This window comes from Streptococcus sp. oral taxon 431 (genome assembly GCF_001553685.1).
Classification (GTDB): Bacteria; Bacillota; Bacilli; order Lactobacillales; family Streptococcaceae; genus Streptococcus.
In genome coordinates, this window is record NZ_CP014264.1 from 554,294 (window position 1) to 567,793 (window position 13,500).

At 41.3% G+C, this 13,500-nt stretch carries 15 protein-coding genes; 7 read left to right on the forward strand and 8 right to left on the reverse strand.

The features are described from left to right. The first annotated feature begins 15 nt into the window (after positions 1 to 15). The 7 genes from fabF (at position 16) to AXE83_RS02705 (ending at position 6,459) form a co-directional block, all read left to right on the forward strand. On the forward strand, positions 16 to 1,251 hold the full coding sequence (fabF, locus tag AXE83_RS02675) for a beta-ketoacyl-ACP synthase II (protein ID WP_060955327.1): 1,236 nt from the start codon (positions 16 to 18) through the stop codon (positions 1,249 to 1,251). Positions 1,252 to 1,253: 2 nt separating this feature from the next. Beyond that, the gene (accB, locus tag AXE83_RS02680; protein WP_060955328.1) at positions 1,254 to 1,736 is read left to right on the forward strand and encodes an acetyl-CoA carboxylase biotin carboxyl carrier protein; all 483 of its coding nucleotides are present in this window, start codon (positions 1,254 to 1,256) and stop codon (positions 1,734 to 1,736) included. Then, positions 1,733 to 2,155 carry a 3-hydroxyacyl-ACP dehydratase FabZ gene (gene fabZ / locus AXE83_RS02685; RefSeq protein ID WP_006145014.1) on the forward strand — a complete coding sequence of 141 codons (423 nt, stop codon included), beginning with the start codon at positions 1,733 to 1,735 and terminating at the stop codon, positions 2,153 to 2,155. The genes accB and fabZ overlap by 4 nt, the downstream gene beginning before the upstream one ends. Positions 2,156 to 2,166: 11 nt before the next feature. Continuing rightward, positions 2,167 to 3,534: an acetyl-CoA carboxylase biotin carboxylase subunit gene (accC, locus tag AXE83_RS02690; RefSeq protein WP_060955329.1), complete on the forward strand. Its 1,368-nt coding sequence runs from the start codon at positions 2,167 to 2,169 to the stop codon at positions 3,532 to 3,534. Between the two features lie 187 nt (positions 3,535 to 3,721). After that, entirely contained in the window at positions 3,722 to 4,585 is an 864-nt protein-coding gene (accD, locus tag AXE83_RS02695) for an acetyl-CoA carboxylase, carboxyltransferase subunit beta (protein ID WP_049503080.1), read from the forward strand. Beyond that, positions 4,585 to 5,352: an acetyl-CoA carboxylase carboxyl transferase subunit alpha gene (locus tag AXE83_RS02700; protein ID WP_060955330.1), complete on the forward strand. Its 768-nt coding sequence runs from the start codon at positions 4,585 to 4,587 to the stop codon at positions 5,350 to 5,352. Before accD ends, AXE83_RS02700 begins: the two co-directional genes overlap by 1 nt. A 381-nt stretch (positions 5,353 to 5,733) precedes the next feature. Further along, complete coding sequence (locus tag AXE83_RS02705) at positions 5,734 to 6,459, forward strand: CPBP family intramembrane glutamic endopeptidase (protein ID WP_060955331.1); 726 nt, start codon at positions 5,734 to 5,736, stop codon at positions 6,457 to 6,459. 51 nt (positions 6,460 to 6,510) lie between these two features. Here AXE83_RS02705 and nusB read toward each other — a convergent pair whose 3' ends face one another. The 8 genes from nusB to gatC all read right to left on the reverse strand — a co-directional run bounded on the left by nusB (position 6,511) and on the right by gatC (position 13,377). Then, a complete protein-coding gene (gene nusB, locus AXE83_RS02710; protein ID WP_060955332.1) occupies positions 6,511 to 6,933 on the reverse strand; it encodes a transcription antitermination factor NusB in 423 nt (140 codons plus the stop codon). Then, the gene (locus AXE83_RS02715; protein ID WP_049548992.1) at positions 6,926 to 7,315 is read right to left on the reverse strand and encodes an Asp23/Gls24 family envelope stress response protein; all 390 of its coding nucleotides are present in this window, start codon (positions 7,313 to 7,315) and stop codon (positions 6,926 to 6,928) included. The genes nusB and AXE83_RS02715 overlap by 8 nt, the downstream gene beginning before the upstream one ends. A gap of 28 nt (positions 7,316 to 7,343) precedes the next feature. Next, positions 7,344 to 7,904: an elongation factor P gene (efp, locus tag AXE83_RS02720; protein WP_000568646.1), complete on the reverse strand. Its 561-nt coding sequence runs from the start codon at positions 7,902 to 7,904 to the stop codon at positions 7,344 to 7,346. Positions 7,905 to 7,984: 80 nt separating this feature from the next. Continuing rightward, positions 7,985 to 9,112: an SPFH domain-containing protein gene (locus tag AXE83_RS02725; RefSeq protein WP_045763690.1), complete on the reverse strand. Its 1,128-nt coding sequence runs from the start codon at positions 9,110 to 9,112 to the stop codon at positions 7,985 to 7,987. Between the two features lie 9 nt (positions 9,113 to 9,121). Next, positions 9,122 to 10,078 carry a zinc-ribbon domain-containing transport protein gene (locus AXE83_RS02730; RefSeq protein ID WP_060955333.1) on the reverse strand — a complete coding sequence of 319 codons (957 nt, stop codon included), beginning with the start codon at positions 10,076 to 10,078 and terminating at the stop codon, positions 9,122 to 9,124. A gap of 85 nt (positions 10,079 to 10,163) precedes the next feature. Beyond that, positions 10,164 to 11,609 carry an Asp-tRNA(Asn)/Glu-tRNA(Gln) amidotransferase subunit GatB gene (gene gatB, locus AXE83_RS02735; RefSeq protein WP_060955334.1) on the reverse strand — a complete coding sequence of 482 codons (1,446 nt, stop codon included), beginning with the start codon at positions 11,607 to 11,609 and terminating at the stop codon, positions 10,164 to 10,166. Further along, complete coding sequence (gene gatA / locus AXE83_RS02740; protein ID WP_060955335.1) at positions 11,609 to 13,075, reverse strand: Asp-tRNA(Asn)/Glu-tRNA(Gln) amidotransferase subunit GatA; 1,467 nt, start codon at positions 13,073 to 13,075, stop codon at positions 11,609 to 11,611. Before gatA ends, gatB begins: the two co-directional genes overlap by 1 nt. Further along, positions 13,075 to 13,377, reverse strand: coding sequence for an Asp-tRNA(Asn)/Glu-tRNA(Gln) amidotransferase subunit GatC (gatC, locus tag AXE83_RS02745; protein WP_060955336.1), 303 nt, complete (start codon positions 13,375 to 13,377; stop codon positions 13,075 to 13,077). Before gatC ends, gatA begins: the two co-directional genes overlap by 1 nt. Positions 13,378 to 13,500: the final 123 nt, after the last annotated feature.

Below are 13,500 nucleotides of genomic sequence, written 5' to 3' on the forward strand. Positions count from 1 at the left end.
AATAGAGGTATGAAAATGAAACTAAATCGTGTAGTAGTAACAGGTTATGGATTGACATCTCCAATTGGGAACACACCAGAAGAATTTTGGAACAGTCTTAAAAATGGAAAGATTGGAATTGGTGAAATCACCAAATTTGATCACAGTTCTTTTGACGTTCATAATGCGGCAGAGATCCAGGATTTTCCGTTTGATAAATACTTTGTAAAAAAAGATACCAATCGTTTTGATGACTATTCTTTGTATGCCTTGTATGCAGCTCAAGAAGCAGTGAACAATGCTAATCTTGATGTAGAGACTCTTGATAGAGACCGCTTTGGTGTCATCGTTGCATCAGGTATCGGTGGAATTAAAGAAATTGAAGATCAAGTGCTTCGACTTCATGATAAGGGACCAAAACGTGTAAAACCATTGACACTTCCAAAAGCTTTGCCAAACATGGCTGCAGGAAATGTTGCTATGCGCTTTGGGGCAAATGGGATTTGTAAATCTATCAATACAGCTTGTGCTTCATCAAATGATGCTATCGGAGATGCCTTCCGTTCTATTAAGTTTGGTTTCCAAGATATCATGTTGGTTGGTGGTTCAGAATCATCTATTACTCCATTTGCGATTGCAGGTTTTCAAGCCTTAACAGCTCTTTCAACAACGGAAGATCCATCTCGTGCTTCTATTCCATTTGATAAGGATCGTAATGGATTTGTTATGGGTGAAGGATCAGGTATGTTGGTTCTTGAAAGTTTAGAGCATGCTGAAAAACGTGGTGCAACTATCCTAGCTGAAGTTGTTGGTTACGGTAACACTTGTGATGCCTATCATATGACTTCACCACATCCAGAAGGACAAGGTGCTATTAAAGCTATCAAACTTGCCTTGGAGGAAGCTGAGATTACACCAGACCAAGTAGCTTATGTCAATGCTCACGGTACATCAACTCCTGCTAATGAAAAGGGAGAAAGTGGAGCGATTGTAACTGTTCTTGGTAAGGAAGTACCTGTATCTTCAACTAAGTCATTTACAGGACACTTGCTCGGTGCAGCGGGTGCAGTTGAAGCCATTGCAACAATTGAAGCAATCCGTAACAACTATGTACCGATGACAGCTGGAACTACAGAATTGTCAGAATACATTGAAGCAAACGTTATTTATGGACAAGGCGTGGAACGTGAGATTCCATATGCTATCTCAAATACTTTTGGATTTGGTGGGCATAATGCAGTTCTTGCTTTCAAACGTTGGGAGAATAAGTAAAGATGAATTTAAATGAAATCAAAGACTTGATGGCTCAATTTGACCAGTCAAGCTTGAAAGAATTTTCTTATAAAAATGGAACGGATGAGTTGCTCTTCAGTAAGAATGAAGCAAAACTTGTTGCAGAAACAAGTCCAGCACCTCAACCTGTGCTTCCAGCAGCTGCACCTACAGTTGCACCACAAGCTCCAACTACAATACCAGATGTAGAAACAGTTTCAGAATCAAGCACTACTGGATCTGTAGCTGAGGGGGACCTTGTAGAGAGTCCACTTGTCGGAGTTGCTTACTTGGCTGCCGGACCAGACAAACCTAATTTTGTTTCAGTCGGTGATACTGTTAAAAAAGGCCAAACCCTGGTCATCATCGAAGCTATGAAGGTCATGAACGAAATTCCAGCACCTAAAGATGGTGTCGTAACAGAAATTCTTGTTGAAAATGAAGAAATGGTTGAGTTCGGGAAAGGCTTGGTACGTATCAAATGATTGATATTCAAGGAATTAAAGAGGCTTTACCGCACCGCTATCCCATGCTCTTAGTGGATCGTGTTTTAGAAGTCAGTGAAGATACCATCGTTGCCATTAAAAATGTAACAATTAACGAACCTTTCTTCAATGGGCACTTCCCAGCTTATCCTGTGATGCCAGGTGTATTAATCATGGAAGCTTTGGCACAAACAGCAGGTGTTTTGGAATTATCAAAACCTGAAAACAAAGGGAAGCTTGTCTTCTATGCTGGTATGGACAAAGTCAAATTTAAGAAGCAAGTTGTTCCTGGTGATCAGCTTGTCATGACAGCAACGTTTGTCAAACGTCGTGGCACAATCGCCGTAGTAGAAGCGAAGGCAGAAGTAGATGGTAAGCTTGCAGCAAGCGGGACTCTGACCTTTGCTATTGGAAACTAGGGAGGTTTTCCATGTTTCGTAAGATTTTAATTGCCAATCGTGGTGAGATTGCTGTTCGTATTATTCGTGCGGCACGAGAGTTAGGAATTGCTACAGTCGCTGTTTATTCGACTGCTGACAAGGAAGCCCTCCACACTCTTTTGGCTGATGAGGCTATCTGTATCGGCCCTGGGAAGGCTACAGAATCTTATCTGAACATCAACGCTATCCTTTCAGCTGCAGTATTGACTGAAGCTGAAGCTATTCACCCTGGATTTGGATTTTTAAGTGAAAATTCCAAATTTGCAACTATGTGTGAAGAAGTCGGGATCAAATTTATCGGACCATCAGCTCGCGTAATGGATGTCATGGGGGATAAGATTAACGCCCGTGCTCAGATGATTAAGGCAAATGTGCCCGTCATTCCAGGTTCAGATGGAGAAGTCCATACTGCAGAAGAGGCTCTGGCTGTTGCCGAAAAAATTGGCTATCCAGTTATGCTCAAGGCATCAGCTGGAGGCGGTGGTAAAGGGATTCGTAAGGTTGAAAAGGCAGAGGATCTCGTATCAGCCTTTGAAACAGCTTCTAGTGAAGCCAAAGCCAACTTTGGTAATGGGGCTATGTACCTTGAGCGGGTGATTTATCCTGCCCGCCACATTGAAGTACAGATTCTTGCTGATCAAATGGGACATGTTATTCACCTAGGTGAACGTGACTGTTCGCTGCAGCGAAATAACCAAAAGGTTTTGGAAGAAAGTCCTTCTATTGCTATCGGGAAAACACTTCGGAATGAAATTGGTGCTGCAGCAGTCCGTGCAGCTGAATCTGTTGGTTATGAAAATGCTGGGACCATTGAGTTCCTATTGGATGAAGCGACTGGTAAATTCTACTTTATGGAGATGAATACTCGTGTTCAAGTAGAACATCCAGTCACTGAATTTGTTTCTGGTGTGGATATTGTCAAGGAACAAATCCGTATTGCAGCAGGTCAACCATTGGCCTTGAAACAAGAAGATATTGTTCTAAAAGGACATGCCATTGAGTGTCGTATCAATGCGGAAAATCCAGCCTTTAATTTTGCACCAAGTCCTGGTAAGATTACCAATCTCTATCTACCAAGTGGAGGTGTGGGCTTGCGCGTAGATTCTGCAGTTTATCCAGGTTATACCATTCCACCATACTATGATAGTATGATTGCTAAGATTATTGTTCATGGGGAAAATCGTTTTGATGCACTTATGAAAATGCAACGAGCTCTATATGAACTCGAAATTGAAGGAGTCGTTACCAATGCTGATTTCCAACTGGATCTAATCTCTGATCGGCGCGTGATAGCAGGGGACTACGATACTTCCTTCTTGATGGAAACATTTTTACCACACTATCAAGAAAAAGAATAATGTAATACTCTTCGAAAATCTCTTCAAACCGCGTCAGCTTCGCCTTGCCGTAGATAGATGTAACTGACTTCGTCAGTCTTATCTACAACCTCAAAGCAGTGCTTTGAGCAACCTGCGGCTAGCTTCCTAGTTTGCTCTTTGATTTTCATTGAGTATAAAAAGAGTATAAGACCGAAAAGGGGGATGTATGGCTCTATTTAGTAAAAAAGATAAATATATTCGAATCAATCCCAATCGTTCGACTGTAAATCAACCTCAGATTAAGCCAGAGGTTCCAGATGAGCTCTTTTCCCAATGTCCAGGATGCAAATACACGATTTACCAAAAGGACTTGGGGAGTGAGCGTATATGCCCTCACTGTGGCTATACCTTCCGTATTTCAGCTCAAGAGCGTTTAGCTTTAACCATTGATATGGGTACGTTTTTGGAAATGTTTAAAGGGATTGAAACTCAGGACCCTCTGAATTTTCCAGGTTATCGTAAAAAATTGACTTTGATGCGTGAAAAGACAGGTCTTGATGAGGCTGTTGTAACAGGAACAGCTTTGATTAAGGGAGAGAAAGTTGCCCTTGGCATCATGGATTCTAACTTTATTATGGCGTCAATGGGGACAGTTGTTGGTGAGAAAATCACTCGCTTGTTCGAATATGCGACCGCTGAAAAATTACCTGTCGTATTGTTTACAGCTTCTGGCGGAGCACGCATGCAGGAAGGAATCATGAGCTTGATGCAGATGGCCAAAATCTCTGCAGCAGTCAAACGTCATTCCAATGCAGGTCTCTTTTATCTGACAATCCTTACCGACCCGACGACTGGAGGAGTAACAGCTTCCTTCGCAATGGAAGGGGATATCATCTTGGCGGAACCTCAAAGTTTGGTAGGTTTTGCTGGACGCCGTGTGATTGAAAATACAGTAAGAGAAGACCTACCAGAAGACTTCCAGAAAGCAGAGTTTTTACTGGAACATGGTTTTGTGGATGCAATTATTAAACGGCGAGAATTGCCAGATACGATTGCTCGATTAGTAAGACTACACAGGAGGGAGAGTTGATGAATATTGCGAAAATCGTTAGAGAAGCTCGTGAACAAACTCGCCTAACAGCCTTGGATTTCGCAACAGGAATTTTTGATGATTTTATTGAGCTGCATGGGGATCGCTCCTTCCGTGATGATGGTGCTATTATTGGTGGTATCGGTTGGTTGGGAGACCAAGCAGTGACTGTTGTTGGAATCCAAAAAGGTAAAAGTTTACAAGATAATCTTAACCGTAACTTTGGTCAACCTCATCCTGAAGGTTATCGAAAAGCCCTTCGTTTGATGAAACAAGCAGAAAAGTTCGGTCGTCCAATTGTAACCTTTATCAATACTGCTGGTGCCTATCCTGGTGTAGGCGCAGAAGAACGTGGTCAAGGTGAAGCCATTGCTCGAAATCTCTTTGAAATGAGCGACTTACAAGTGCCCATTATTGCCATTATTATCGGTGAAGGAGGCTCTGGTGGAGCTCTAGCTCTAGCAGTAGCTGACCGTGTTTGGATGCTTGAAAATTCCATCTATGCGGTACTGAGTCCTGAAGGATTTGCTTCTATCTTGTGGAAAGATGGTACGCGTGCAATGGAAGCAGCTGAGTTGATGAAAATCACTTCCCATGAACTTTTGGAGATGGAAGTCGTTGATAAGGTTATTTCAGAGAGAGGTCTCTCTGCCAAAGAGCTGCTAGCTCGTGTAAAAAATGAACTTCAAACAGAAATTGAACAATTAAAACAATTATCCTTGGAGAAACTTTTGGAAGAACGTTATCAACGCTTTAGAAAGTATTAAAAAGAAAGCTAGAACTAAAAACGGTTCTAGCTTTTTGGTTTCTCTCAAAAATTCATTTCAGGATTAAAAATTGACAGTTGAGGAAATGGAACTGAGAGTCGTTAACAAAAGATGTATATTATATAATAAGGAATGATAATCTATAAGTGCTACAGAGAATAGATTAATACTCAATGAAAATCAAAGAGCAAACTAGGAAGCTAGCCGAAGGCTGTACTTGAGTACGGCAAGGTGAAGCTGACGTGGTTTGAATTTGATTTTCGAAGAGTATAAGTTTTTATAGATTTTATGCTGTGCTAGATCAGTATATAACTGATAAACTGAATAGGGGGTGTTAATCTTTCCCTCCATCAAGGTAATTTTAATTTTTTAGGAGTGAGTATGAAAAAACTAGGGCATTTGGGAGTCTTTATCTTACTGATATTTCTATCAGTTTATCTACCAGAGTTAGGGATTGTGCATCTGACTAAGTTTTTAGGATGGGGGATAGATGGCTATTCTATCTTTTCAACAGTTGAAGTAATAGCTCTTTTGCTATTATTTATCTACTGGCTCAAAAAGAAAGAGATGCTCTATATTTTTGAAAAAAAGGGTTCTAAGAAGTCAAGATTCTTTTACCTTGTAGTTGGTCTAGTGGCTACTTATTTTGATCGTCAATTGGTGGATGCTTTTCAGTTACAGTTTCATCACTTAATTGATAACAAGTATATCTTTCAAGACATTCTTTCGATTCTATACTCCAATGGGCAACCAACTTTTCTATCAACTGTTCTCAGTTTTAGTTTAACAGTAGTCGTCGGACCTATATTGGAGGAACTGGTTGATAGAGGGTATTTTATGAATACCTTTTTCCCCCAGTCCAAGTACTATCTGGATGTTATCCTATCTGCTCTTATCTTTGGAATTAGTCATTTGATCCTAACTCACCGAGATCCTATCAGTTTGATCATTTATAGTTTAGGCGGTCTCTTCTATGCTCTGGTCTACCGTTGGACAAAGAACTTAAAAATTACCATCCTATGCCATAGTTTTTTCAATTTTCTCATTTATGTAAAACCCATCTGGATATTTGTTTATAATTATGTCTATTACCACTTTTTTAGATAGTGGAAGGCAAAGAAAAAAGTGTTTGATTTGAGTCAAACACTTTTTCTATACTTAATCTTCTTCTGTCACAAATTGACTGAGGAGTCCGTTGATAAAACGGGCTGATTTTTGATCTGAAAAGCTTTTAGAAAGCTCAATGGCTTCGTTAACAGCTACGAGTTGAGGAGTATCAAATGAAGTGATTTCAAAAACTCCTAGGCGTAGAAGAGTTTTTTCCACTAAAGTCAGACGATCGATGGTCCAACCAGTTTTCAAATGTTGAGTGATTTGTTTATCCAGATCATCCTTTTTAGCTTGGACACCAGAAACGAGCTCCACAAGGAAGTTAGGAAGTTGCACATCTGCATCTTCGCGATCATGCGTGTAGGCGAAGCGACAAGCAGTTTCTAGATCTGAACCAAATTCAAGACTCATCAAAGCTTGGAAAGCACATTTACGTAGCTCACGTCTTGATTCTAATAATGGACTAGTCATTGAGGAAGTCCTCGTCGAATAAGTCTTTCAATTCTGGTTTTGGTGTTTTATCTGGAACGATACCAGCAACGTGAATGTTGACTGCAGTGATTTCAACATCAGCCATATTGCGGACAGCATCCTTAACAGCTTTCTGGATAGCCATAGCAACCTTAGGAACTTTGACACCGTACTCTAGGTAGAGGTAGATGTCAGCTGTAAGTTCATCGTTGGCTTCTTTTAGGTATACGCCACGACCAAGAGAAAGTTTTGAAAGGGTGTCAGATACTGATTTGTTTGAAAAAGAGTGTACGCCTTCAACTTTCGCAGTTGCAATAGCAATGATTTTTTCTAGTACACGTGGGGCGATGACGATTTCGCCAAGTTGTTCTTCAATTCCCATAGAATGACCTCTTTCTAGTTTCTAGAGATTAGGCGCGAGAAACGTAAGTTCCTTCTGCAGTGTTGATAATCAATTTTTGTCCTGCTTCGATGAAGTCTGGAACGTTCACGACAAGACCAGTTTCCATTGTTGCTGGTTTACCAGAACCTGTAACAGTAGCACCTTTGATAGATGGTTGTGTTTCAGCAACTGTCAATTCAACAGTAGTTGGTACAGTTACACCGATTACTTCAGTTCCGTAGAATTGGATTTTTACATCTGAGTTTTCAAGGATGTAAAGCAATTCGTTTTCAACATTCACAACAGGAATTTCGTATTGGTCATAAGTTTCTGTATTCATGAAGTAAGCTGTGTCGTCCATTTTGTACAAGTATTGAGCTGGAACTGTTTCGATGATCGCTTGCTCAAATTTTTCTTCTGGGCGGTAGCTTGTTTCAAAAGTTGAACCAGTGCGGACATCACGCAATTTCATACGCATGATAGTGTTTCCTTTACCTGGTTTGTGGTGGCTAGCTTCCAAAACGCGGATCAATTTTCCTTCAGCTGTTTCAAAAGTCATACCAGCCTTTAGTTTACTTGCTTCAATCATGTTTTTACCTCTTTAATAAATAGTTTACTCTTTATTGTACCATAAAATGCAATAATTCTCAAATATCAGATGAGCTTGAATTAGTTGACTGGTACGATATTTCCTTCTTCATCTTTGGTTACGAGAACATACTTACCGTCTACCTCGATGTAAAAGTTCTTGCTTGCAGTTTGCCCGTTATTTTGAACAGGGGCTTGAGTTTGGGCTTGTTGGTTGAGTTGACCACCAAGTGTTTGTCCTAGGTTCATTCCCATAATCATGTTCATACCATTGCCATTGCCTTCATTGTTAGCAGCAGCGATGAGAGCTTCATTACGAGCACGACGTTCTTCAATCTCAATCGTATTGTACTTCATAGCGACAAGCTCGCTATCAAGCTTACGGACAATATCTAAGCTTTCTTGATCATAGCTCAAATCTTCAAGCAGGATGTTGGTTGTTTCAATCCCATAAAGTCCAGCCCATACCTTGTTAACTTCTTGTTTAGCTAGTTCATTGAAAGTATCTTGATTGGCATTAAGGCTATAGATATCTACCTTGTTTTCATTGGTAAATTTAGCAATTGCAATGGCAATCTTTGGTGCGATATTTTGTCGAAGTGTTCCTTGAGCTACATTTTGTAATGTAAAGGCTTTATGGTCTTCAATCTGTTGACTAATGGAACTGACGTAGAATAGGACTGGATCAGCAACTTTGATATCAAATAAGCCGTAGAAGCGGATGTTAAGTAATTGTTGATAACGTTCACTGAAGTATTCTACAGCATTCTGTGTACCGAATTTATTTCCGGCAACGGGTTGCATACGAATAAAGATGATTTCTTGTTGGGTAATGACTTGACCACCAAACGAGAAGCGGTTTTTGAAATTTTCCCAAGTACCCTTTAGTCCACCTTTTTCAAGAAGCCAGGCATTGTCTCCAGAACGCCATTCGTGGCTACCAGCTTCTAAGACGTCTCCAAGGAAGGTACCGTTGTTCACTAGAATAGCGACATAGCCTTGAGGAACAATAACGACACTACCATCTGTTAGTAGTCCAGTGTTTTGATTACTTTGTCTAGATTTGCCATCTGGATCTTTTGAAAGAAGTTGGCCTTTAATGGCCAAAGCATCGGCTGTTAGGTTATTTGGAAGTACGATCGCTTCTTTAAATTTGCTATCGTTAAAACTATTAAGCCCTGAAGATAGGGCGGCACGAATAAATCCCATAATTTCCTCCTAATTATAAAGTTCGTCTTCATCCACAACATCGTAGGTATCGAGTACCCATTGATTTGGACTACGTGTGAGCTCAGCTCCGCAGTATTCACATTGGCTAATAGCTGAGATTTTAAGTGGAGCACCACAGTTTGGACAGTGGTCGCTAACAGCTTCATCTTGAACAGTGTTTTCAGTTTGGCTACCATGTTTGCGGATGAAGTTCATTTGATAAACTGTAAATAGATCTTGTTGAGGGTCTCCTTCGATAACCTTACGAGTCTTATCATCGATAACATAGTCTCTGAGTGTAGATGAAAGGATAACCACTAAAGTATCATTTCCATCTGAATTTTCGTAGAAATCTTTGATGCGGATATTTTCAACATAGACTTTTTCTAAAACATTGGTTGTTTTTGCCCGAATATGATCTTCGAGTTGAGTACTATGTTGGGAATAGAGACTAGTACTTTCGAGAGAGCGAACCAAATTCCAATCCTTTTTAGTCCAGGCTGCCTGCAACTGAATATAGACTTCTTTAACCCATGAAGCGAAGGCATCAGCATCAAAGTTTGGATCACCATATTTGACACGATTAACAGCTAGTGTGTTGTGTTCTACTCGGCGATGGCTAGGTGGATTATACCCAGTTGAACTACCGTAAGACTTGCCAGAAGATGAATTCTGGTCGCTTAGATATTTGATGAACATGTAGAGTAAGAAACCTCCTACACCAAACATGATAAGCATGTTCATACCAGTACCTAAAGAACCACCTGAACTAGAGGAGCTACTTCCAGAGCGATAGCTACTTTTATAAGAGGAGCTGCGACTTGAGCTACTGCGGCTGCTACTTCTTGAACTGCTTCGGCTAGAGCTACCACTTCGCGAATGGCCAACGCCAGCATCAATTGAGTTAAATGGTGTGAAGAAGAACAACAATAAACAAGTGGCGAGAAGAGTATATAACTTTTTCATATGTCTCCTAACTATGTGAGTACAAAGTGCAAGGCATCAAGCAATGACTGATTTCATCAACTTGTGACAGTTATATTGAGATTGATTATTGATCGTTTTTCAACTTAGCCAATTCTTGGGCAAGTAGTTTAAGGGCTACTTGTGGGTTGGCTTGACCCTTGGTTGCTTTCATGAGGAATCCTGTGAAGGCCTTGTCAGCGTTACGTTTTCCTGACTTGAAGTCGGCAACAGCGGCTTCGTTATCCGCAAAGACTTGGTGGATGATTGGAATCAAGACATCGGGATCTGAGATTTGAACTAAACCTGCTTTTTCAACGTATTCACGCGCTCCACCACCATTTTTAGCTAGGTGAACAAAGACTTTCTTGGCAATCTTAGACGAGATAGTACCGTCTTCGATGATAGCAATCATTTCAACCAAGTTTTCAGGTGTCAATTCGATTTGTTCCAGTGTCTTACCTTCGGCGTTCAAGAATTGAGCGACTTCACCTTGGAGCCAGTTAGAAACTTGTTTAGCATCACCACCGAGGGCGACAGCTTTTTCAAAGAAATCAGAAGTGACTTTATTGGCAGTCAGCTGGATAGCATCGTAGTCTGATAGACCAAGTTGAGATACGTAGCGAGCACGGCGTTCTTTTGGAAACTCTGGCAATTCAGTACGCATTTCCTCAATCCACTCATCAGAGATTTCAAAGAGTGGTAGGTCTGGCTCTGGGAAGTAGCGGTAGTCTGCAGCCCCTTCCTTGACACGCATGAGGATAGTTGCCTTGTTCGCTTCGTCATAACGGCGTGTTTCTTGGCGGATTTGACCACCTGAACGAAGGATTTCAGCCTGACGTTGCACTTCGTACTCAAGACCTTTACGAACGTTTGAGAAGGAGTTGAGGTTTTTCAACTCAGTTTTGGTACCAAATTTCTCTTGACCATAAGGACGAAGCGAGATGTTGGCATCCACACGCATGGAACCTTCTTCCATCTTAACGTCAGAAATACCAGCATACTGGATAACTTCCTTGAGGGCTGTTAGATAAGCGTAGGCTTCTTCTGGTGAGCGCATGTCGGCTTCAGATACAATCTCAATCAATGGCACGCCTTGACGATTAAGGTCGACATAAGAGAAACCATCTGTACCGTGGGTGTTCTTACCAGCGTCTTCCTCTAGGTGAGCACGCTCGATACCGATTTTCTTAGTTGTTCCGTCTTCTAGTTCCACTTCAATCCATCCATTGTAACCAATTGGCTCATCAAATTGAGAAATTTGATAGGCTTTGGGATTATCAGGATAGAAGTAGTTTTTGCGATCAAAGTGCATCTTCTTATGGATGTCCATGTTAAGAGCGAGTGCAACCTTGATACCAGCATCGACAACACCTTTATTGAGAACTGGCAGTACGCCAGGGAAAGACCAGTCAATCACGTTTGTATTGGCATTTTGGTCATTTCCAAAGTGGGCAGAAGTAGGTGAGAAGATTTTTGAATTGGTGTTGAGCTCTACGTGGACTTCAAGTCCAATGACTGTTTCAAAGTTCATTAGTTATCACCTCCAAAAATCACGGGTTGTTGTTTGTGGTAGTCTGTTGTTGCTTCAAAAGCAGCAGCAGCTTGGTAGATAGTCTCTTCTGAATACTTAGGACCAATCAATTGCAGTCCTACTGGTAGGCCTTGAGCAAATCCTGCAGGAATTGAAATTCCTGGGAGGCCTGCCAAGTTGACTGGGATTGTCAAGAGGTCAGCCAAGTACATGGCAACTGGATCGTGGTTGAGTGAATCCAAGTCAAAGGCTACGCTTGGAGCTGTTGGACCAAGGATGAGATCGTAATCTGCAAAGACTTTTTCAAAATCTTGGATGATGAGAGTACGAACTTGACCAGCTTTTTTGTAGTAGGCATCGTAGTAACCTGATGAAAGACTAAAAGTACCAAGCATGATCCGACGTTTTACTTCGTCACCGAAGCCTTGGCTACGAGTGTTAACGTAAATCTCGTCCAAGTTTTTAGCGTCCTCAGCACGGAAACCATAGCGGATACCGTCAAATCGTTGCAAGTTTGATGATGCTTCTGATGAAGCGATGATGTAGTATACAGCAACCCCATATTTTGAGTGTGGAAGGCTAACTTCTTCCACGATAGCACCTAGTTTTTCAAAGTGTTTGGCTGCGTTGAGGATAGTTTCTTTAACTTCTGGGTCAATCCCTTCACCAAGGTATTCCTTAGGCAAAGCAATTTTCATGCCCTTGATGTCTTGTCCGATTTTTGAAGTAAAGTCGGCAATGCGGACAGGAGCAGAAGTAGAGTCTTTAGCATCTTGGCTGGCAATAGCATTGAGCAAGAGCGCATTTTCTTTAACGGTTGGTGCGAAAGGTCCAATCTGGTCTAATGAACTACCAAAGGCAATCAGACCGAAACGTGAAACTGTTCCGTAGGTTGGTTTGAGACCGACAATCCCGTTGAAGGCAGCCGGTTGGCGGATGGATCCACCTGTATCAGAACCAAGAGACAAACGGACTTGTCCTGAAGCTACAGAAGCTGCGGAACCACTAGATGATCCACCGGGAACCTTGCTGTAGTCCCAGGCATTTTTAGTTGCACCGTAGTAAGATGTTTCACCAGAACCACCCATGGCAAACTCGTCCATGTTGGTTTTCCCAACAACGATCATGCCCTTAGATTTTGCATTGGCAACAGCTGTCGCATCAAAGATTGGTTCGTAGTTGTAGAGCATTTTTGAGGCAGCAGTTGTGAGGATACCGTCTGTAGAGATGTTATCCTTAACAGCAAGTGGAATTCCTGAAAGGACATTGTCAGCGTCAATTCCAGTTTCGTCAATAGCTTTAGCTTGAGCAAGAGCTTGATCTTCAGCGATAGTGACAAAGGCATTGATAGCTTCTTCACGCGCCTTGATATCTTCAAGCGTTGCTTGCGTTAGTTCGGTTGCAGAAATTTCCTTAGATACAAGGAGGTTGTGCAACTCTTCAATGGTTTTATTGTTAAAAGTCATTAGGCATCTCCTCCATCATCCAGGATAGCTGGTACCTTGATATAGTAATTGTCTTTTTCAGGTACATTTTTAAATAAGCGATCACGGTCAGTTCCTTCTTCGGCTATGTCTGGGCGAAGAACGGTCTTGCGATCTGCCATGGTAGTCGTTGGTTCAACACCAGTAGTGTCGACTTCGCCGAGCAATTCGACCATATCAACAATCTTAGACAAGGTTGTCGCAAACTCAGCAGTTTCTTCTTCTGAGAATTTTAATTTTGAAAGATTGGCAACGTGTGTTACCTCTTCTTGCGTAATTTTCATCTTGCATCCTTTCGTGAAATGATGATTATTTATCTGTTCTATTTTACCATATTTTCCTATAAATAAGGTAAGCCAAGTTGAAAAGAAGCAGAAATTGAAAAAAGGATTTTAATTCGATATAAT